Source organism: Amycolatopsis sp. cmx-4-54 (assembly GCF_046548895.1).
GTDB lineage: Bacteria > Actinomycetota > Actinomycetes > Mycobacteriales > Pseudonocardiaceae > Amycolatopsis.
Genome location: NZ_JAEBEJ010000003.1, coordinates 438,421 through 457,599, shown reverse-complemented (window position 1 = coordinate 457,599; position 19,179 = coordinate 438,421). Strand labels below are relative to the sequence as shown.

At 69.6% G+C, this 19,179-nt stretch carries 19 protein-coding genes; 9 read left to right on the top strand and 10 right to left on the bottom strand.

Annotated elements, in window-relative coordinates; genetic code table 11:
* Window positions 1–2 precede the first annotated feature (2 nt).
* Window positions 3–2,363, top strand: a complete 2,361-nt coding sequence (locus ACLJQ7_RS12455) for a bifunctional salicylyl-CoA 5-hydroxylase/oxidoreductase (RefSeq protein WP_410648334.1) — start codon at window positions 3–5, stop codon at window positions 2,361–2,363.
* Complete coding sequence (locus ACLJQ7_RS12450) at window positions 2,360–3,502, top strand: acyl-CoA dehydrogenase family protein (RefSeq protein WP_410648333.1); 1,143 nt, start codon at window positions 2,360–2,362, stop codon at window positions 3,500–3,502. Before ACLJQ7_RS12455 ends, ACLJQ7_RS12450 begins: the two co-directional genes overlap by 4 nt.
* Here ACLJQ7_RS12450 and ACLJQ7_RS12445 read toward each other — a convergent pair.
* Both ACLJQ7_RS12445 and ACLJQ7_RS12440 read right to left on the bottom strand, forming a co-directional pair.
* Window positions 3,474–4,109, bottom strand: coding sequence for a DUF2306 domain-containing protein (locus ACLJQ7_RS12445; protein ID WP_410648584.1), 636 nt, complete (start codon window positions 4,107–4,109; stop codon window positions 3,474–3,476). The genes ACLJQ7_RS12450 and ACLJQ7_RS12445 overlap by 29 nt on opposite strands.
* 194 nt (window positions 4,110–4,303) lie before the next feature.
* A complete protein-coding gene (locus tag ACLJQ7_RS12440; protein ID WP_410648332.1) occupies window positions 4,304–5,692 on the bottom strand; it encodes a GH1 family beta-glucosidase in 1,389 nt (462 codons plus the stop codon).
* A gap of 85 nt (window positions 5,693–5,777) precedes the next feature.
* Between ACLJQ7_RS12440 and ACLJQ7_RS12435 the strand changes: the two genes are divergently transcribed.
* Together ACLJQ7_RS12435 and ACLJQ7_RS12430 are read left to right on the top strand one after the other, a co-directional pair.
* A complete protein-coding gene (locus ACLJQ7_RS12435; protein WP_410648331.1) occupies window positions 5,778–7,022 on the top strand; it encodes an ROK family protein in 1,245 nt (414 codons plus the stop codon).
* Between the two features lie 132 nt (window positions 7,023–7,154).
* Window positions 7,155–8,381: an RICIN domain-containing protein gene (locus tag ACLJQ7_RS12430; protein ID WP_410648330.1), complete on the top strand. Its 1,227-nt coding sequence runs from the start codon at window positions 7,155–7,157 to the stop codon at window positions 8,379–8,381.
* 84 nt (window positions 8,382–8,465) lie between these two features.
* Here the strand turns inward: ACLJQ7_RS12430 and ACLJQ7_RS12425 are convergent, their stop codons facing one another.
* Window positions 8,466–9,113 carry a GntR family transcriptional regulator gene (locus ACLJQ7_RS12425; protein WP_410648583.1) on the bottom strand — a complete coding sequence of 216 codons (648 nt, stop codon included), beginning with the start codon at window positions 9,111–9,113 and terminating at the stop codon, window positions 8,466–8,468.
* Between the two features lie 182 nt (window positions 9,114–9,295).
* Here ACLJQ7_RS12425 and ACLJQ7_RS12420 point away from each other — a divergent pair, with 182 nt between their 5' ends.
* The 5 genes from ACLJQ7_RS12420 to ACLJQ7_RS12400 are packed head-to-tail and all read left to right on the top strand — an operon-like array spanning window position 9,296 to window position 13,578.
* Window positions 9,296–10,540: an MFS transporter gene (locus ACLJQ7_RS12420; protein ID WP_410648328.1), complete on the top strand. Its 1,245-nt coding sequence runs from the start codon at window positions 9,296–9,298 to the stop codon at window positions 10,538–10,540.
* 26 nt (window positions 10,541–10,566) lie between these two features.
* Window positions 10,567–11,361 carry a putative hydro-lyase gene (locus ACLJQ7_RS12415; RefSeq protein ID WP_410648326.1) on the top strand — a complete coding sequence of 265 codons (795 nt, stop codon included), beginning with the start codon at window positions 10,567–10,569 and terminating at the stop codon, window positions 11,359–11,361.
* Entirely contained in the window at window positions 11,361–12,119 is a 759-nt protein-coding gene (locus ACLJQ7_RS12410; RefSeq protein WP_410648325.1) for a LamB/YcsF family protein, read from the top strand. The genes ACLJQ7_RS12415 and ACLJQ7_RS12410 overlap by 1 nt, the downstream gene beginning before the upstream one ends.
* Complete coding sequence (locus tag ACLJQ7_RS12405) at window positions 12,119–12,724, top strand: 5-oxoprolinase subunit B family protein (protein ID WP_410648582.1); 606 nt, start codon at window positions 12,119–12,121, stop codon at window positions 12,722–12,724. The genes ACLJQ7_RS12410 and ACLJQ7_RS12405 overlap by 1 nt, the downstream gene beginning before the upstream one ends.
* Complete coding sequence (locus ACLJQ7_RS12400) at window positions 12,721–13,578, top strand: biotin-dependent carboxyltransferase family protein (protein WP_410648324.1); 858 nt, start codon at window positions 12,721–12,723, stop codon at window positions 13,576–13,578. Before ACLJQ7_RS12405 ends, ACLJQ7_RS12400 begins: the two co-directional genes overlap by 4 nt.
* Window positions 13,579–13,868: 290 nt before the next feature.
* Here the strand turns inward: ACLJQ7_RS12400 and ACLJQ7_RS12395 are convergent, their stop codons facing one another.
* The 7 genes from ACLJQ7_RS12395 to ACLJQ7_RS12365 form a co-directional block, all read right to left on the bottom strand.
* Window positions 13,869–14,495: an alpha-ketoglutarate-dependent dioxygenase AlkB family protein gene (locus ACLJQ7_RS12395; protein WP_410648323.1), complete on the bottom strand. Its 627-nt coding sequence runs from the start codon at window positions 14,493–14,495 to the stop codon at window positions 13,869–13,871.
* Window positions 14,483–14,620, bottom strand: a complete 138-nt coding sequence (locus ACLJQ7_RS12390; RefSeq protein WP_410648600.1) for a hypothetical protein — start codon at window positions 14,618–14,620, stop codon at window positions 14,483–14,485. The genes ACLJQ7_RS12395 and ACLJQ7_RS12390 overlap by 13 nt, the downstream gene beginning before the upstream one ends.
* Window positions 14,621–14,706: 86 nt before the next feature.
* Window positions 14,707–15,765: a zinc-dependent alcohol dehydrogenase family protein gene (locus ACLJQ7_RS12385; RefSeq protein WP_410648322.1), complete on the bottom strand. Its 1,059-nt coding sequence runs from the start codon at window positions 15,763–15,765 to the stop codon at window positions 14,707–14,709.
* A 13-nt stretch (window positions 15,766–15,778) separates the two neighbouring features.
* Window positions 15,779–16,165: a transcriptional regulator gene (locus tag ACLJQ7_RS12380; RefSeq protein WP_410648581.1), complete on the bottom strand. Its 387-nt coding sequence runs from the start codon at window positions 16,163–16,165 to the stop codon at window positions 15,779–15,781.
* A gap of 177 nt (window positions 16,166–16,342) precedes the next feature.
* Window positions 16,343–17,026: a metal-dependent transcriptional regulator gene (locus ACLJQ7_RS12375; protein WP_410648321.1), complete on the bottom strand. Its 684-nt coding sequence runs from the start codon at window positions 17,024–17,026 to the stop codon at window positions 16,343–16,345.
* Between the two features lie 35 nt (window positions 17,027–17,061).
* Window positions 17,062–17,511 carry a GNAT family N-acetyltransferase gene (locus ACLJQ7_RS12370; protein WP_410648320.1) on the bottom strand — a complete coding sequence of 150 codons (450 nt, stop codon included), beginning with the start codon at window positions 17,509–17,511 and terminating at the stop codon, window positions 17,062–17,064.
* Between the two features lie 5 nt (window positions 17,512–17,516).
* The gene (locus ACLJQ7_RS12365; protein WP_410648319.1) at window positions 17,517–19,154 is read right to left on the bottom strand and encodes an amidohydrolase; all 1,638 of its coding nucleotides are present in this window, start codon (window positions 19,152–19,154) and stop codon (window positions 17,517–17,519) included.
* Window positions 19,155–19,179: the final 25 nt, after the last annotated feature.

Here is a 19,179-nt window from a genome sequence, read left to right as displayed (position 1 = left end):
ACGTGCGTATCGCGGTGTTAGGCGGCGGCCCGGCGGGGCTCTACTTCGCCACGCTGGCGAAACAGCTCCATCCCGATCACGAGATCACCGTCTGGGAGCGCAACGCGCCCGACGACACCTTCGGGTTCGGGGTGGTCTTCTCCGACGAGACGCTCGGCGGGATCGAACACGCCGATCCGGTGATCCACTCCGCCATGCGCCGGGAGTTCGCGCGCTGGGACGACATCGACGTCCACTTCCGCGGCACGGTGCACACCTCGGGCGGGCACGGGTTCGCCGCGATGAGCCGCAAACGACTGCTCGGCATCCTTCAGGAACGCTGCGCGGAACTCGGTGTCGACGTCCGTTTCCGCACCGAGGCGCCGAGCGCGGCCGAGGCGAGCGCCGAGTACGACATCGTCGTCGCGGCGGACGGCGTCAACTCCCCGACCCGCGCCGCGCTCGCCGAGAGCTTCCACCCGAGCCTGCAGACCAGGCGCTGCAAGTACATCTGGCTCGGCACGGATCTCGTGTTCGACGCCTTCAAGTTCCACGTCCTCGAAACCCCGCACGGGATAATGCAGATCCACGGCTACCCGTACGGCGACATCGCGAGCACGTTCATCCTCGAACTGCACGAGGACGTCTGGGAGCGCGCGTTCGGCGAGATCGCCGCGACCTCACTGGCGCCGGGCGAAAGCGACGAGAAGTCCATCGAGGTCATCCGCGAACTGTGCGCGGACGTCCTCGGCGGCCACCAGGTGTTCGCCAACAACTCGAAGTGGACCGCGTTCGCCACCGTGCGCTGCGCGAGCTGGCGGCATGAGAACGTCGTCCTGCTCGGCGACGCCGCGCACACGGCGCATTTCTCCATCGGCTCCGGCACGAAGCTCGCCATGGAGGACGCGCTCGCGCTCGCCGCCTGCCTGCACGAACAGTCCGATATGGACAGTGCGTTGGAAGCCTACGAGGCGGAACGAAGGCCGGTCGTCACCTCCACCCAGCGCGCCGCGCAGGCGAGCCTGGAGTGGTTCGAGAACATGGGCCAGTACACCCACCAGGATCCGGCGCAGTTCGCGTTCAACATCCTGACCCGCAGCCGCCGCGTCACCTACGACAACCTCCGGTTGCGCGATCCCGAGTTCGCCGCGAAGCTGGACACCTGGTTCGCGTCCACTGTGCACTCATCGGACTCGGACGTCCGGCCCCCGATGTTCCAGCCGTTCCGGATCGGGAACCTCGACCTGCCGAACCGCGTCGTCGTCTCGCCGATGGACATGTACTCGTCCGAAGACGGCGTTCCGACCGACTTCCACCTGGTACATCTGGGAAGCAAGGCACTCGGTGGTGCCGGGCTGGTGATGACGGAGATGGTCTGCGTCTCCGAAACCGGCCGTATCACCCCGGGCTGCGGCGGCCTGTACACCGAAGAGCAGGAGCGGGCCTGGGCAAGGGTGACCGACTTCGTCCACGGCCACACCCCCGCGCGCATCGGTGTCCAGCTGGGACATTCGGGCCGCAAGGGCTCGACGAAACTGATGTGGGACGGCATCGACCAGCCGCTGCCCGAGGGCAACTGGGAGATCTGCGCCCCGTCCGCGATCCCGTACAGCGAAACGAATCAGACCCCGCGCGAACTCACCGTCACTGAGCTACAAGAGATCCGCGACCAGTTCGCGCGCTCCGCCGGCGCCGCCGCGCGTGCCGGATTCGACCTCCTCGAACTCCACTGCGCGCACGGGTACCTCCTGTCTTCGTTCCTGTCGCCGTTGACCAACCGGCGGACCGACGAGTACGGCGGTTCGCTGGAGAACAGGCTGCGTTTCCCGCTCGAAGTCTTCGACGCCGTCCGCGCGGCCTGGCCGGTGGAGCGGCCGATGACGGTCCGCATCTCGGCGACCGACTGGCACGAAGGCGGAATCGACGTCGACGACGCCGTCGAGATCGCCCGCGCGTTCGCCGAGCACGGTGCCGACGGCATCGACGTGTCGACCGGCCAGGTCGTCAGCGAGGAGAAACCCGAGTACGGCCGCAGTTACCAGACGCCGTACGCGGACCGGATCCGCAACGAGATCGGGCGCGAGTACGGAGTCGCGGTGATCGCCGTCGGCGCGATCTCGTCCTACGACGACGTCAATTCGCTGATCCTGGCGGGCCGCGCGGATCTGTGCGCGCTCGGCAGGACCCACCTTTACGATCCACAGTGGACACTGCACGCCGCCGCCGAGCAGGGCTATCCGATGCCGTGGCCGAAGCAGTTCGCGGCGGGCAGCCGGAAACCGCAGGGCGGCCGCACCGACGGGCCGAAACCACGGCTGGAACTCCTTCGTTCCGGCGAAACCGGCACCGCGCGCGTCCGCTGGCGACCTGGGAGCGACCGATGACCGCCTTCGCACTGAGCCCCGAACAGCAGGCCTTCGCCGAAGAAGTCCGGCGGCTGGGTGCCGAAAAGCTCCGTACGCTGGCCGAATCCGGTACCGAAGGCGCGGTGAACCGGCCACTGCTCAAGGAAATGGGCGCGCTCGGCCTGCTCTCCCGGCTCTTCCCCGGTGTCGAGGGCGGCAGCCCGAGCCGAGAGGCCGCCGCGACGGATCTCTGCATCCTGCGGGAATCCCTGGCCAGCCAGAGCACCGAAGCCGAGACCGCGTTGGCGCTCCAAGGCCTTGGTACATATCCCGTGCTGCAGTCCGGGCAGGACTCGCAAGTCTCGAAATGGGTGCCCGCGGTGGCCGCGGGTGACGCCGTCGCCGCTTTCGCGCTCACCGAGCCGAACGCGGGCTCGGACGCGGCTGCGCTGGAGCTCGCCGCCGAACCCGACGGCGACGGCTGGCGGCTCACCGGCGAGAAGATGTGGATCTCCAACGCCCCCGAGGCCGATTTCTACAGCGTTTTCGCCCGCACCACCCCGGAAGCGGGCTCGCGCGGCGTCTCCGCGTTCGTCGTCCCGGCCGATCGCGCCGGTCTGACGGGCGAGCACCTCGACCTCGTCAGCCCGCATCCCATCGGCACCCTGGTCTTCGACGGCGTCCGGGTGGAACGGGACGAACTGCTCGGCGAACAGGATCGCGGCTTCGGCGTGGCGATGCGGACCCTGGACCTGTTCCGGCCGAGTGTCGGCGCGTTCGCCGTCGGGATGGCGCAGGCCGCGCTCGACGCCGCCGTCGCCCACGCCCAGAGCCGGGTCGCGTTCGGCGGGCCGTTGCTGAAGCAGCAGACCGTGGCGCACACCCTCGCCGAAATGGCGACCCGCACCGAGGCCTCGCGTCTGCTCGTCTACGCCGCGGCCGCCGCCTACGACGCGGGCGAGCGGAACCTCGCCGGCCGCGCCGCGATGGCGAAACTGTTCGCCACCGAGACCGCGCAGTACGTCGTCGACTCGGCCGTGCAGATCCACGGCGCGCGGGCGCTGCGGCGAGGGCATCTGCTCGAACACCTCTACCGCGAGGTCCGCGCGCCACGGATCTACGAAGGCGCGTCCGAAGTGCAGCGGACGATCATCGCGCGATCGCTGACTTCTTTTTAGCCGGGCGGCGATCCAGGTACCACTGCGTCGCGAGGATGACCAGCGTCGGGCTCAGCCAGGCCGTGATCGCGGCGACCGACTGGGTCAAGGCGAGTTCACTGCCGCCGAACGTGGTCTCCAGCTGCGGTTGCAGCGTGATCAGCGCGATCGGCCCGACCACCCGGCTGACGATGATCGACATGGTCAGCGCGAAACTGCGGATCATCCAGCGCCGGTGGTCGCCGAACCGGCGTTGCCTCGCCGCGCGCCAGCCGGCGAACGTGCACGCCAGCCACAGCACCCCCGCCACGACGTTGGCCACCCGCGTCGCCGGGCCGAACGGGCTCATCGCGCCGACGGTCAGCGCCAGCAAGCCTGCCGGGAGCACCCCGGCGAAGACGTACACCCGGCCGACCTTCCGGTGCACCGCCGGATACTTCGCCCGGAACCACGGCCAGATCTGGAGCAGCGCGCCGACCATCGCGATCGAACCGAAGAGCACATGCGCCGCGAGGAACCAGTAGTGCGAGGTGAACCCGGGCGGCTGCGGCACCCGTGACTGAGCCGGGTCCAACGACAGATACGGCGGCATCGAGAAGGCCAGGAAGACCACGACGACGACGGCCATGGGGCCGACCCATGGCCTTCGCCACCACGATTTCCGCGGCGCTGCCTCCCGGTTGCCCCGTTGCTCCAGCCTGACGGTCATCACTGTCCCCCACGTTTTCCGGTAGCGACAAACAACTTTCCGCTGCCGAATCTAGGACGCGGGGCGAGGCGGGAAGAATGGAGCAAGCCGCCGGTTCGATGGTGGAGCAGACCCTACCGCCGTCCGCCACGCACCCGCTGGACGACGTCCCGGTAGACCAGCCCGCTCTGTTTGATCGTCCGCGCCTGCGTCTCGCGGTCGACCCGCACCAGGCCGAGCCGCTTCGCGTAGCCGTACGCCCATTCGAAACTGTCCAAAAAGGACCAGGCGAAATAGCCGCGGACGTCGGCGCCCGCCCGCCGCGCGGCGGCCGTGGCGGCGATATGCGCGGACAGGTAGTCGGCGCGGTCGTCGTCGCGGACGAAACCGGTCTCGTCGGGGACATCCGCGAACGCGGCGCCGTTCTCGGTGACGTAAAGCGGTAAACCCGGATAGTCGTGGCTGATCCGGACGAGCAGTTCGGTGAGCTTGTGCGGCAGGATCTCCCAGCCCAGCACCGTCGACGGCGCCCCGGACGGGACCTTGCGGAACGCGGGCATCCCGAAATGCTCCACCGCTTCCCCGTTCTCCTCCACTCCGGAGTACCGCGTCCCGAAGTAGTAGTCGACGCCGAGGAAATCGAGCGGGGCCGCGATGATCGACGGATCCCACGGCTCCGACGGCAGGCGGATTCCGTGCCGCGCGAGGGTTTCGAGGACGTCCTCCGGATACCGGCCGTGCACGAGCGCGTCGAGGTAGAACCTCGTTCCGAGCCCGTCCTCGAAGTGCGCGGCGGCCCGGTCGGCCTCGCTCGGGGTGGCCGGATCGGCGGTGCTCAGGTTGAGCGTGATGCCGAATTCGGTTCCGGGCGGCGCGAGTTCCCGCATCCGCCGCACGGCGAGACCGTGGCCGAGCAGCAGGTGATGCGCCGCGGCCATCCCCGCGTTCGCGTCCCGGCGGCCGGGCGCCATCACCCCGTGGACGTACCCGTGCATGGCCGTGCACCACGGCTCGCTCAGCGTGGTCCAGTGGCGGACCCGGTCACTCAGCCGCTCGAACACGAGCATCGCGTAGTCGGCGAACCGGACGGCGGTGTCGCGCGCGGGCCAGCCGCCCGCGTCTTCGAGGTGCTGCGGCAGATCCCAGTGGTACAGCGTCAGCCACGGGTCGATGCCGTTGTTGAGCAGTTCGTCGACGAGCCGGTCGTAGAAGGCGATCCCGGCCGGGTTGACGCCGCCACGTCCGCGCGGCTGCACGCGGGGCCAGGAAACGGAGAAGCGGTAAGTGTCGACGCCGAGTTCCTTGAGCAGCGCGACGTCCGCGGGCATGCGGTGGTAGTGATCGCAGGCGACCTCGCCGGTGTCCCCGTTGTCGACCGACCACGGGGACCGGGCGTAGGTGTCCCAAATGGACGGTGTTCTTCCGTCTTCGGCGACCGCGCCTTCGACCTGGTACGCCGAGCTGCCGACGCCCCACCGGAAGTCCGGCGGCAAGGTGCCGATGAGCTCGTCGTCCCCCGTCATGGCCCTCTTCCCGCCTTATTTCACCAGTTGATACATGGCGGAGGATAAGGTCGTGGGGCATCCTGGAAAGGTCCGCCGCCATAAGATGGGTATCCGCATGCCTGCCAAGCGCACCACCGTCCGTGACCTGCGGCGGCACAACCGTTCCCTCCTGCTGTCGAAACTCTACTTCGACGGCCCGCTCAGCCGCCACGAATTGAGCGGTCTGACCGGGTTGAGCGCCGCGACCGTCAGCAACGTGACCGCCGAACTCGGCGAAGAACGCCTCATCATCGAGGCCGGGCTGGTCGAATCCGACGGCGGCAGGCCACGCGTCCTGCTCCGCGTCGACCCGGCGTACGGGCATGTCGCGGGCGTCGACATCGGTGAGACCGGGGTGAAGGTCGAACTGTTCGACCTCACCATGAACCGGCTGGCCACCGTCGAGCATCCGCTCGCCTCGCCCCGGCCGGACGCGGCCGCCGCGGTGACGCAGGTGGCGTCCGGACTCCGGGAAGTGATCACGGAAGCGGGCATCGACGAAGCGACCGTGCTCGGCGTCGGCGTCGGCGTCCCGGGCACCGTCGAGCAGGGCGAGTCACTGCGTGTACACGCGCCCACCATCGGCTGGAAGGAGGTCCCCCTCACCGACCTCCTGCGCGCGGAGGGCGTCGAGCTGCCACTGTTCGTGGACAACGGCGCGAAAACCCAGGGCCAGGGCGAAATGTGGTTCGGCGCCGGCCGCGGCGCGCGGCACGCGGTGATCGCGCTGATCGGTTCCGGCGTCGGCGCGGCCGTGGTCGCCGACGGCACCACCTACCGCGGCTCCACCAGCAGCGCGGGCGAATGGGGCCATACGACGATCGTCTACGGCGGACAGGAATGCCGCTGCGGATCGCGCGGCTGCCTGGAGTCCTACGTCGGCGCGGAGGGCGTCCTGGCCCGCTATCGCAAGGCGCGCGGCGGAAAGGCGTCGGACGAGGACGAGCAGACCCAGTTCGCCGCGCTGCTGGAATCGGCGGGCAAGTCCAAGGCCGCGGCCAAGGTGCTGGAAGAGACCGCGGGCTATCTCGGCGCCGGTATCGGCGATCTGATCAACCTGTTCAACCCGGAGCGGATCGTGCTGGGCGGCTGGGCCGGGCTGGCGCTCGGCGAGCGGTACCTGCCCGAGATCCGGCGCGTGGCGGGCGAGCACGCCCTGGCGCACGTGTTCGACCAGACCGAGATCGAGCTCGGCAGGCTCGGCCCGGACGCCGTCGCCATAGGAGCCGCCACCCTCCCGGTCGCCGCCCTCCTGGAGCAGGGCGCGGACCCGAGTACGGCCGGGTCGAAGCGGGGTACGGCCGCCTGACCTTAATTCGGGCTCAAAAAATACGTCTTGTCGCAGTGGTAGAGACCATGCATACTTTGTTGTCAGGCGCAACAAAGTGGTTCCGCCGCATGCCTTCTCCTCGGGTCCCCCACGGTCAGAGAGGCGACAACGATGTCCATCTCAGCTCGGTTCCGCTGGACGGCACTCCTCGCCGCCGGCGTTCTTCTCGGTTCGCTCCCGGCCACCGCACAGGCTCCGGCCGCCGAGGCCGCGGTCATGGCCGCGACCTTCACCGACGACTTCAACGGGCCCGCCGGCGCGGGCATCGACACGTCGAAGTGGCATTTCGAGACCGGCGACAACGTCAACAACCACGAGCGGCAGTGGTACACGTCCGGGACGAACAACGCGGCGCTCGACGGCCAGGGCAACCTGGTCATCACCGCGAAGAAAGAGAACCCTGGCAACTACAACTGCTGGTACGGGCGCTGCGAGTACACCTCGGCGCGACTGTCCACGCAGGGGCAGTTCACCCAGACCTACGGCCGGTTCGAAGCGCGGATGAAACTGCCGCGTGGACAGGGGATGTGGCCCGCGTTCTGGATGCTCGGCGCCGACATCGGCAACGTCGGCTGGCCCAACAGCGGCGAGATCGACATCATGGAGAACGTCGGCTTCGAGCCGAACACGGTGCACGGCACCCTTCACGGCCCCGGTTACTCCGGCGCGGGCGGTATCGGCGCGGCCTACAACGGTCCGAACTTCTCCGACGACTTCCACACCTACGCCGTCGACTGGGCACCGAACCAGATCAGGTGGTACGTGGACGGGAACCTCTACCAGACCCGCACCCCCGCCGACCTCAACGGCAACCGCTGGGTCTTCGACCACCCCTTCTACCTGATCCTGAACCTCGCCGTCGGCGGCTACTGGCCCGGTGACCCGAACTCCAGCACGGTCTTCCCGCAACGTCTCGTCGTCGACTACGTGCACGTCAATTCCAGCGACACGGCCGGGCGGACCGGCCGGATCACCGGGATCGGCGGCAAATGCGTCGACGTCGCGGGCGCCAACACCGCCAACGGGACGCCGATCCAGATCACCGGCTGCAACGGGAACGCCGCGCAGAACTGGACCGTCGGTGGCGACGGCACGATCCGCGCGCTCGGCAAGTGCCTGGACGTCTCCGGCGGCGGGACCGCGGACGGCACGGCCGTGCAACTGTGGGACTGCAACGGATCCGGCGCGCAGAAGTGGGCGATCAGCGGCGCTCGCGACATCGTGAACCCGCAGGCGAACAAATGTCTCGACGCCACCGGGAACAGCTCCGCGAACGGGACGAGACTCCAGCTCTGGACCTGCGGCGGAGGCGCGAACCAAAAGTGGACGACGCCCTAGTCACCCGATAGCCACATCTCGCATTTCGTCCTCTGAATGCGGTAGTTCGCATCGCCTACTACCGCATTCAGAGGACAAAACGCGTCAGGGGGAGCGTTCGGCGTAGGCCTCGACGAGCTGGTTTTCGGCGTCGGTGAGGTACTGCGCGAGGAGCTTTTCGGCGCCGAGGCCGTCGCCTGCCTCGATGCGCTCGAGGATCTCCGCGTTGCGCTTGAGATACGGCTCGTGGAAGCGCCGCGGGTCGGCCATCATGTGGAACACCAGCCGCAGCTCGGCGAGGATGCCGCGCATCAGCTCGTCGATCCGTTCGCTGCCACTCAGCTCCGCGATCGCCGAATGGAACCGGATGTTCGCGGTGCCGAGGTCCTGCCAGCGCTCGCCCCGCTCGGCGATCCTGCCGTCCTCGACCAGGCGCGCGAGCTTCCCGAACGTCGGCGGCTTCGCCGTCACCGCCCGCACCGCGGAGCACTCGACGACCTTGCGCACCTTGTAGAGGTCGACGACGTCCTCGACGGGCAGCACCCGCACGAAGACACCGCGGTTGAGCTCGTGGGTCAGCAGGCGCTCGTGCGTGAGCAGCCGGAACGCCTCGCGCAGCGTGTTGCGGGAGACGCCGAGCGCCGAGCCGATGTCCTGCTCCGACAGGCGGACGCCGGGCAGGAAGAAGCCTTCCGCGATACGCGTGCGGAGGACACCCGCGACCCTTTCGGCCGTGCTGGTGCGGCTGATCATGCCGCGATCCGCCTCGAGTCCTTCTACCGAGGCAGGACCACCCTCCGCGATCGTCACGTGACCGATCCTACCTAGGCACAAGAGGTTCAGCCAAGGATACTCTTGTGGAATTGTTGAACAATCCCTAAAGTAGCTGTCCATGTGACCCGTGCCACCCTGAGCTTCACCCTCTGGAGGTGCCGATGAACGCGACAGCCACTACCGAAGACACACGCCCCTTCGCCTGGTTCCGCACGCTCGGTTCGCGAGGCCGCCGGGCCTTCGTCGGCGCGTTCGGCGGATACGGGCTCGATTCGTTCGACTACCAGACCCTGCCGCTGGGCCTGGCCGCGATCACCGCCTACTACGGCCTCTCCGGCGGCGAGGCGGGCCTGCTCGGCACCACCACGCTGGTGGTGTCGGCGGTCGGCGGCATCGGCGCGGGCATCCTGGCCGACCGCATCGGCCGGGTCCGCACCCTCCAGATCACCATCGCGATGTACACGATCTTCACCGTGCTCTGCGGGTTCGCGCCGAACTTCGAGACACTCCTGGTCTTCCGCGCCCTGCAGGGCCTGGGCTTCGGTGGCGAATGGGCCGCCGGCGCGGCGCTGGTGGCGGAGTACTCGCAGGCGAAGTACCGCGGCCGCACGGTCGCCTTCGTGCAGAGTGCTTGGGCGGTCGGCTGGGCGCTCTCGGTCGTCGTCTACACCGTCGTCTTCAGCATCTGGAGCCCGGACATCGCATGGCGCGTGATGTTCTGGACCGGCGTCATCCCGGCGCTGCTCGTGCTGTGGGTCCGCCGCAACGTCCAGGACGCGCCTGTCGCCGAAGCGGCCCGCGCCACGAAGAAGGAACGCGGTTCGCTGGCGGGCATCTTCAAGCCGGACCTGCTGCGCACGACGTTGTTCGCCGCGCTGCTGGCCACCGGTGTCCAGGGCGGCTACTACACGCTCGCGACCTGGCTGCCGAGCTATCTGAAGACCACCCGCGGCCTCACCGTCATCGGGACCGGCGGCTATCTCGCGTTCCTGATCTCCGGTGCCTTCATCGGGTACGTCACCGGCGGCTACCTCACGGATCTCCTGGGCCGGAAGAAGACGTTCCTGCTGTTCTCGGTGCTGTCGGCGGGTCTCATCGTCGCGTACACGCAGATCCCGGCGGGCGCGAACACGCTCGTGCTGTTCCTCGGCTTCCCGCTCGGGTTCTCGATGTCCGCGATCTTCAGCGGGTTCGGCGCGTTCCTCGCCGAGCTGTACCCGTCGGCGCTGCGCGGGACCGGTCAGGGCTTCACCTACAACCTCGGCCGGGCCATCGGCGCCACGTTCCCCGCCGTGGTCGGTTTCCTCGGCGCGGGCGGCGCGATGGTGTTCGGCGCGGTCGGCTACGGCATCGCCGTGCTGGCGCTGCTCGGCCTGCCCGAGACTCGCGGCCGAGAACTTCTGTGACCACAATCGGAAGAGGAGGCACCGCGATGACCACCTTCGACGAACCGGCGACGTTGTCCCCCGGCGAGGCCCGCGCCCTGTTCCGCGCGGGCACGGCCCGCCCGACCACCGGCTGGTCCAACGGGTTCACCCAGACCAACCTGATCGCCGTCCCCGAGGACTGGGCCTACGACGTCCTGCTGTTCTGCCAGCGGAACCCGCAGCCCTGTCCGGTGCTCGACGTCAGCGACCCCGGCGACCCGGCGACCCGGCTGGCGCCCGGCGCGGATCTGCGCACCGACCTGCCGCGGTACCGCGTCTGGCAGAACGGCGCGCTGTCCGGCGAGCTCACGGACGCGAGCGGGCTGTGGCGCAGCGACATGGTCGCGTTCTCGATCGGGTGCAGTTTCACCTTCGAATCGGCGCTGGCCGCGGAGGGCATCCCGCTGCGGCACGTCGACCAGGGCCGCAACGTGGCGATGTACGTGACGAACCGCGAGTGCGTCCCGGCCGGGCGGCTGCACGGGCCCATGGTCGTCTCGATGCGGCAGATCCCCGAAGACCGCGTGGACGACGCCGTGCGCATCACCCGCGGGATGCCCGCCGTGCACGGTGCGCCGGTGCACATCGGCGACCCGGCCGCGCTGGGCATCACCGATCTCGGCAGACCCGATTTCGGCGACCCGGTCGACGCGGAACCCGGTGACGTGCCGGTGTTCTGGGCGTGCGGCGTGACCCCGCAGGCGGCACTGATGGCCTCGCGGCCGCCGTTCGCGATCACGCACGCGCCGGGCTACATGTTCGTGACCGACAAACTCGACAGTGAGTTCAGGGTGGCCTGATGGATCTCAACAGCGATTTGGGCGAGGGTTTCGGCGCCTGGAAGATGGGCGACGACGACGCCATGCTCGACATCGTCACCAGCGCGAACGTCGCTTGCGGCTTCCACGCCGGCGACCCGTCGGTGATGCGGCGTGTCTGCGAGCGCGCGGCGGAGCGAGGCGTCGTCATCGGCGCCCACGTCGCCTACCGCGATCTCGCCGGATTCGGGCGGCGGGCGATGGACGTCGCCCCCGCCGACCTCACCGACGACGTGCTTTACCAGATCGGCGCGCTGGACGCGTTCGCCCGCGCGGCGGGCTCGCGGGTGCGGTACGTCAAACCGCACGGGGCGTTGTACAACACGGCCGCGGTGGATCCGGAGCAGGCGGCCGCGGTGGTCGAAGGGATCCGGCGGTTCCACCCCGAGCTCGCGCTCCTGTGCCCGCCGGGGTCGAAAATGGCCGAACAGGCCGAAAAAGCCGGGTTCCCCGCGTACGCCGAGGCGTTCGCGGACCGCGCGTACACGTCCGAAGGCCTTCTGGTCTCGCGGAAACTGCCCGGCGCCGTCCTCCACGACGCCGACGAGGTGGCCGAACGCGCGGTCGCGATGGCGACGACCGGCAAGGTCGTCACCGCCGACGGGACCGAGCTGGCGCTTCAGCCGCATTCGCTGTGCGTGCACGGCGACACGCCCGGCGCCGTCGAACTGGCACGTCGGATCCGCGCGGGACTGGACGCCTCCGGTGTCCACATCGGACCCTTCATCGAGGCCGCGTGATGCGAATGCTGCCCTATGGGGCGCGTGCGGCCATGGTCGACTTCGACGATCCGTCGGAGGTGCTCGGGCTGCACGCGTCACTGGAGCAGGACCCACCGGACGGTGTCGTCGAGCTGGTCCCAGCCGCGCGGACCCTGCTCATCCGGTTCGACCCTGGCCGGACCCATCACGACCGGCTCGCCGGCGACGTCCTCGACCGGTCCACAGTGGACGTCGAACCGCGCGAGGCCGCCGAGATCGTCGTGCCGGTGCGCTACGACGGCCCGGACCTCGCCGACGTCGCGGCCGCCGCCGGCCTGTCGGCGGAAGCGGTCGTCCGGCGGCACGAGGACGGGACGTACGTCTCGGCGTTCTGCGGCTTCGCTCCCGGGTTCGCCTACCTGACCGGGCTCGACCCCGCGCTGCGTCTACCGCGCCGGACGAGCCCGCGCACACGGGTCCCCGCCGGATCGGTCGCGATCGCGGGCGAGTACACGGCGGTGTATCCGAACGCCTCGCCCGGCGGCTGGCAGCTGATCGGGCGGACCACGCTGCCGGTGTGGGACGTCGAGCGGGAGCCGCCGAACCTGCTGGCACCGGGCACCCGGATCCGGTTCACTTCATGACCGCGAAGATCGAAGTGATCCACCCCGGGGTCTTCGCCACCGTGCAGGATCTCGGGCGGCCCGGGCTGGCCGCGCTCGGCGTCGGCCGGTCCGGCGCCGCCGACCGCGGCTCACTGCGGCTGGCGAACCGGCTGGTCGGGAACCCCGAGAGCCACGCGGCCCTGGAGTGCGTTCTTGGCGGCCTCGTCCTGCGGTTCTCGGCTCCGGCGACCGTCGCCGTCACCGGCGCGCCCTGCTCGATCACCGTCGGCGGACGGGCTTTCGGTTCGGACTCGCCGATCCTGGTCGGCCCCGGCGACGAACTCGTTCTCGGGATGGCTTCTCACGGTTTACGTTGCTATGTCGCGGTGCGCGGTGGCATCGACGTCCCTCCGGTGCTGGGCGCGCGGGCGACCGACACCCTGGGAAAACTCGGCCCACCCGTGCTTTCGGCCGGGATGACCCTGCCGGTGGGACAAGAGGTGCTGGCCCACCCTGGGGTGGATCTCGCCCCTCGCGCTCCCTGGCCCGAGGTCCCGGTTCTGCGGGTCGGCGCCGGCCCTCGGGTCTCCTGGTTCACGTCCGACGCACTGTCCACTTTGGTCTCTTCCGGTTATGTCGCCACGGCCGACGTCGATCGGGTGGGCGTACGGCTTGAGGGCCCTGTGCTGTCGCGGGCGCGGGATGGCGAGCTGCCGCCCGAGGCCGCCGTGCCGGGCGCCTTGCAGGTTCCTCCTTCGGGGCAGCCGATCCTGTTCCTGGCCGACCATCCGGTGACCGGGGGCTACCCGGTGATCGCGGTGGTGGAGGAAGCGGATCTGGATATGGCCGCGCAGGTGCGTCCGGGGCAGCGGGTGCGGTTCCGGCTGATTTGAATGGTCAGGGCGGTTCTGGCCGCCTTACCACGCACGAGGCTTGACCCGCTCGGTACCGGTGTTTACTTGAAGGGCAGGTGTGAAGGTCGAGTTTCCTCGGCTCAGCCGAGGGAAGGCCCCCTTCACGCGCAGCCGTTGTGACTGCTGCTGCCTGCGTGACGAACGTGGCGATTGCCGAGTCCGTGAAGGCCTCCTTGAGGGACTCTGGGTCCCTCAAGGAGGCCTTCACGGACCGGGCCCTGATATCCAAGACCCCTGGCCGGAGGGGTTGCGAAAGTGGCTAGAACCGCTTAATCACCAAGACCCGAAACCCGCAAAGTGATGTTCAACCGCCCCACCAGCCCCAGCTCCGGATCGGCCGTCCCCGGCAAGATCCGAGGCACCCCGTGGAAAGCCAGCCGCGACTTCCCGCCGAACACGAACAGGTCGCCCGACCGAAGATCCACGTCCGTATACGGCCGCCCGCGATCGACCGTGTTCCCGAACCGGAAGACGCACGCGTCCCCCAGGCTCAGCGACACGACGGGTTCCAGCGAGGCCTCGTCCTTGTCCTGGTGCAGCCCCATCTTCGCCGCGGAGTCGTAGAAGTTCACCAGCGCGATGTCCGGCTCGTACGACGACGGGCCGTAAGCGGCCGAAACCGCCCGCCGCCCAAGGTCGCCCAGCCACGAAGGAAACGGCAGTACCGGAGAGCCGTCCGCGGTCACCTTCGAATACCGATACGGGTGCCAGTGCCAGCCGAGGCAGACCGTCCGCACCGACATGACGCCGCCGTTCGGCAACCGCGTCTGCCGGTAGCCACGCCAGCCCCGGCACGCTTCGACCAGACGGCGTTGTTCGTCGAGGTCGAGCCAGTCGGGAACATGCACCGCACCGGGTGCGACTTCGTTCCGCGGGCGAGGGATCAGCGCGTCCACGCGTCGAGTTTGCCAGGGCGCGCGCCGACGATCCGGTGGCCCCGCACCAGGACACCCGCCGCGACGAACCAGCGCAGCACGGACCGCCCGAACCGCGGCCGGGACGGAGCATCCATGACTGTCACGGGCAAGGAAGGTGCCACAAAGCGCCGGCGGAAGCCACCTTTCGGACTACTCCGATCGGCCGGTTGACCGCAGTGCGTTCACCCGGTCACCGTCCGAATTCGACCACCGTCACCCCGGCCCGCGCGGGCACCGGGTCGTTCATCTCCGCGAGCACCGCGGGGACGTCGTCGAGGCCGACCCGGTTGCCGATCATGCCTTCGAGGTCGATCCCGGCCGTCTCCACCACCCGCAGCATCTCGGGGTACTCGTGCGCTTGCAGCCCGTGGATGCCGACGATCTCCAGCTCCCCGCCGATCACCCGGTGCATCGGGATCGGCGCGATGCCCTGCGCGGGCGGCATCAGCCCGGCTTGGACGTGCCGTCCCCGCTTCCGGAGGCTGCCGATCGAAGCGGCGCAGGTAGTCGGCGAACCGAGGCAGTCGAGTGACACGTGCGCGCCGCCACCGGTCAACTCCCGGACATGAAGAGCTACGGCTTCGTGGCCTTCGAACGAGGACGGATCGACGGCCGAAGACGCCCCCATGCGCACAGCCAGCGCCCTGGCCTGCGGTGACGGGTCGACGGCGATGACCGACGCACCGGCCGCGACGGCCAGCAGGATCGCCGAGACGCCGACACCGCCACAGCCGTAGACCGCGACCTGCTGCCCAGGCCGGACCCCGCCCTGGCGCAGCACGGCCCGGAACGCCGTCCCGAACCGGCAGCCCAGCGCCGCCGCTTCGGCGCACGCCAGCGAGTCCGGCAGCGCCACGAGGTTGACCTCGGCGTTTTCGATGGCGACGTACTCGGCGAACGAGCCCCAGTGGGTCGCGCCCGGCTGGAACTCGCGGTCGCAGATCTGCTGGTCACCGGCCGCGCACTGGGCGCAGGTGCCGCAGGCGCAGACGAACGGCACCGTCACCCGGTCGCCCGCCGACCAGCCTCGGACGCCCTCGCCGAGCGACGCGATCCGGCCCGCGAGTTCGTGCCCGGCGACGTGCGGCAGCTTCACCGACGTGTCGTGCCCCTGCCAGGAGTGCCAATCGCTGCGGCACACCCCGGTCGCCTCGACGGTGATCACCACCCCGCCCGGCGGTGCGACCGGATCCGGCACCTCGCGTACCTCGGGCAGCACCCCGAACTCCTCGAAGACGACCGCCCGCACCCGCGCTCCCTCCCTAAGTCCCCGTGTCCCGGCCTCGCTGCATCACGATGCCCTCGCCGGGCACCGTACACCGGGCCGCCCGCCCTCGCGGCGGTCCCAAAAGCCGCGACAGGGACCCTGGCGGTACCCCGAGGACCTCCTCGAGATTCTTCAGCACCAGCAGGGATTCCGGCCGTTCCGGACGGCAGCGGCCGGACTGCCAGTGGCTCAGTGTCGCGAGGCTGACCGAGCACCCCCGCCCTCTGAGCCGGTACCGGATCCGATCGAGACCGAGGCCCCTCGCCCTGATCGCCGCCCTGAGGGCGTCCGCGAACGGCCCCGTGTCCAGCAGCCGCCTGAGTTCACGTCCTTCCGCCACCCCCCGGTCGATGGTGTGTGTCCGCTGACCGGTCATCTTCATCGCCTTCGCACGCTCGCTAGCCACCCGGAATAGCGCAGCCTAGGCGCGGGATCACATGATCGGAAGGGTCTTCGATCACCTATCGGCGTGGCAGGCGGGTGACGTAATTATGCAGAGACGTAGGGAAAATTCCCACCAGCCGCCCCAGGCCGGTACGTGTCCACAGTGGACACGTTCTCAGCGCAACGCGACCGACAGCGCCTGCGCGATCTCCTTGCCGATGGCGTGGGTCGCCGCGTCCGGCGGCGAGCCGACCTTGACCACCATCGGGCCGCCGAACGGCTGCCGCTCGACGACCTCGATCCGCTCGCCGAGGCCGATGGCGTGCTCGGTGAGGTAGCGCAGGAGTTCCGGGTCGGTGTCCCAGACGCGGACGATCTCGCCGACCGCGCCGGGCGGGAGGTCGTCGAGGATGCGCATCGGCATCTCCTCGACGCTGCCGTCGGGCGCGGGGATCGGGTCGCCGTGCGGGTCGCGCACCGGGTTGCCGAGCTTCGCGGCGATCCGTTCGACGAGCCTGTCCGACACCGCGTGTTCGAGCGCGTCGGCCTCGGCGTGCACCTCGTCCCAGGTGTAGCCGAGTTCGGACACCAGGTAGGTCTCGATCAGCCGGTGGCGGCGGAGTACCGAGCGGGCGAGCAGCCTGCCGTCGGTGGTCAGCTCGATCCCCCGGTACGGGACGTGCGCGACCAGCCCGAGCTGGGAAAGCTTGGTGACCATGCCGGACGCCGACGACGGGCTGACCTCCAGCCGCCCGGCCAGCGACGTGTTGGTGACGGCCTCGCCGCGTTCCACCAGCCCGTAGATCACCCGGACGTAGTCCTCCACGGACGACGACCTGCGGCTTGCCCCTTCACCCATGGGTGCGAGTTTACGGCTTGCCGCTCACGTGCGACTCACCCAGCGTGCGGTCGCCAGCGGTACCGGATCCAGCCGGGGACGGGCTCGGCGCCGAGCTGGGCGTAGAACGCCTCACCCTTCTCGTTGCCCTCCTGCATGTCCCATTCGACCCGGCCGGGTGTCCGCGCGCTCAGCTCGTCGAGCAGCTCCCGCCCGAGACCGTGGCGACGGTGTTCCGGGCGCACGAAGAGGTCGTCGAGCCAGATCCCGGGCCTGGCCTCCCAGGTGGAGAAGTTCCAGCTGCAGAAGGCGAAGCCCGCGGTCTTGCCCGGCTCACCCGGAGGGGTGGCCAGCAGCACCCAGGCCTTCGGGTCGGGTCCGAAGAGGAACCCGGCCATCTCCTGCCTGTCGAGTTTCAGATCGTGCTTGTCCTCGTAGACCGCGTGCTCCTCGATGAGCGCGCAGATCTCCTCGATGTCGCCCGCGACCGCGTCCCGTACCGGCATGGGTCTCAGCTCCGTTCGTAGACGATGTCGCCGCCGACGGCGGTGGCGACGACGTGGATCGAATCCAAAGTGGACTCGTCGGTCGGGTCGGCCGAGAGGACGGCGAAGTCCGCTAGCTTGCCGACCTCCAGCGTGCCCAGGTCCTTCTCGGCGAAAGCGGCGTACGCGGATCCGTACGTGTAGGCGCGCAGCGCTTCGGCGGGGGTGAGCCGCTCATCGGGACCCAGCACGACCCCGGACGCGGTCTTCCGCCGCACCATGTCGGCCAGCGCGAGCAGCGGCGCGCCCTCGACGACCGGGCGGTCCGAGCTGGCCGGGAGCACGCATCCGGCGTCGAGCAGGCTCTTGAGCCGATAGCACCACGGCTCGCGCTCGGGGCCCAGCGCGGCCCGCATGCCGTCGCCGATCTCGTTGACGAACCGGCCCTGCGGCGAGGCGATCAGCCCCAGCGACGCCAGCCGTTTCAGCTCCGCGGGCCGCAGCACCGCGCAGTGCTCGATGCGGTGCCGGTGATCGGGCCGCGGGTCGGCCTTCAGCGCGGCTTCGTAGGCGTCGAGGACGACGGTGATCGCGCGGTCGCCGATGGCGTGCGTCGCGATCTGCCAGCCGGCCTTGTGCGCGGCGGCGATCGTCCGCGCGATCTCGTCCTCGGGCACCTGGAAGTAGCCGACGTTGTCCGGCTCGCCCGCGAACGGCTCGTGCATCGCGCAGGTCCGGCCGATCAGCGAACCGTCGGCGAACAGTTTCATCGCGCCGATCCGCAGCCATTCGTCGCCGAACCCGGTGCGCATCCCCAGGTCGAGCCCGTACAGCGTGGATGGCTCCTCGGCGGGAAAGCGAGCCTCGGAGCGGGCACCGGCGTCCAGCTCGTGCAGCACGCTCGCCGCGACCATCACCGTGCTCCGCACACGCAACACGCCGCGCTCGCGTGCCAGCTGGTACGCGGCGAGTTCGGCGGGGGTCTCCCCCACGAGGCCCCCGCCGATCCCGGCCTCCTGCACACTCGTGATGCCCTCGGCCAGGTAGCGCTCGCTCGCCCTGTCCAGCCCGCGGACGACCCGCTCGACCGGCGTCGGGTAGGTCAGCGGCCGCAGCATGAGCTGGGCCTGCTCCCGCAGGAGGCCGGTCGGCGAACCGTCCTCGTCGCGGACGACGTCGCCGCCCACGGGCACGTTCTCCAGGTCCAGGTGCTCCAGTACCGCGGAGTTGACCACGGTCATATGCCCGGAAGTGTGCTTGAGCCGCACGAGGTGTCCAGGAGCGGCGCGATCGAGCCCCTGCCGCGTCGGATGGCCGCCCACGAGCTTGTTCTGGTCGTAGCCGCTGCCGATGATCCAGCCGCCCGGCGGGGTTTCGGCCGCGCGCCGCGCGACGGCGTCGTACACCTCGTCGACGCTGCGGCAATCCGAGAGGGCGACGTCGTCGAGCGCCATGCCGAACCAGGCCATGTGGTTGTGCGCGTCGTGGAATCCGGGCACCACCACCGATCCACCGAGGTCTACGCGACGTTTCGCAGTAAGCACGGAAAGTGCGGCGGCATCCTCGCCCAATGCGACGATCCGTCCGTTCAGCACCGCCAGCGCTACGGATTCCTCCGTTCCGGTGAGGAATCGGGCGTTCTCATAGACCGTGTCGACCCGCATGATTCGACTCTATCGATCGATCGAT

What these genes read in the sequence shown, in the direction of transcription:
- ACLJQ7_RS12450 (WP_410648333.1), top strand. Translation starts at nt 2,360, where the DNA reads ATGACCGCCTTCGCACTGAGCCCCGAACAGCAGGCCTTCGCCGAAGAA.
- ACLJQ7_RS12445 (WP_410648584.1), bottom strand. Translation starts at nt 4,109, where the DNA reads ATGGCCGTCGTCGTCGTGGTCTTCCTGGCCTTCTCGATGCCGCCGTAT.
- ACLJQ7_RS12440 (WP_410648332.1), bottom strand. Translation starts at nt 5,692, where the DNA reads ATGACGGGGGACGACGAGCTCATCGGCACCTTGCCGCCGGACTTCCGG.
- ACLJQ7_RS12435 (WP_410648331.1), top strand. Translation starts at nt 5,778, where the DNA reads ATGGGTATCCGCATGCCTGCCAAGCGCACCACCGTCCGTGACCTGCGG.
- ACLJQ7_RS12430 (WP_410648330.1), top strand. Translation starts at nt 7,155, where the DNA reads ATGTCCATCTCAGCTCGGTTCCGCTGGACGGCACTCCTCGCCGCCGGC.
- ACLJQ7_RS12425 (WP_410648583.1), bottom strand. Translation starts at nt 9,113, where the DNA reads ATGATCAGCCGCACCAGCACGGCCGAAAGGGTCGCGGGTGTCCTCCGC.
- ACLJQ7_RS12420 (WP_410648328.1), top strand. Translation starts at nt 9,296, where the DNA reads ATGAACGCGACAGCCACTACCGAAGACACACGCCCCTTCGCCTGGTTC.
- ACLJQ7_RS12415 (WP_410648326.1), top strand. Translation starts at nt 10,567, where the DNA reads ATGACCACCTTCGACGAACCGGCGACGTTGTCCCCCGGCGAGGCCCGC.
- ACLJQ7_RS12410 (WP_410648325.1), top strand. Translation starts at nt 11,361, where the DNA reads ATGGATCTCAACAGCGATTTGGGCGAGGGTTTCGGCGCCTGGAAGATG.
- ACLJQ7_RS12405 (WP_410648582.1), top strand. Translation starts at nt 12,119, where the DNA reads ATGCGAATGCTGCCCTATGGGGCGCGTGCGGCCATGGTCGACTTCGAC.
- ACLJQ7_RS12400 (WP_410648324.1), top strand. Translation starts at nt 12,721, where the DNA reads ATGACCGCGAAGATCGAAGTGATCCACCCCGGGGTCTTCGCCACCGTG.
- ACLJQ7_RS12380 (WP_410648581.1), bottom strand. Translation starts at nt 16,165, where the DNA reads ATGAAGATGACCGGTCAGCGGACACACACCATCGACCGGGGGGTGGCG.
- ACLJQ7_RS12375 (WP_410648321.1), bottom strand. Translation starts at nt 17,026, where the DNA reads ATGGGTGAAGGGGCAAGCCGCAGGTCGTCGTCCGTGGAGGACTACGTC.
- ACLJQ7_RS12370 (WP_410648320.1), bottom strand. Translation starts at nt 17,511, where the DNA reads ATGCCGGTACGGGACGCGGTCGCGGGCGACATCGAGGAGATCTGCGCG.
- ACLJQ7_RS12365 (WP_410648319.1), bottom strand. Translation starts at nt 19,154, where the DNA reads ATGCGGGTCGACACGGTCTATGAGAACGCCCGATTCCTCACCGGAACG.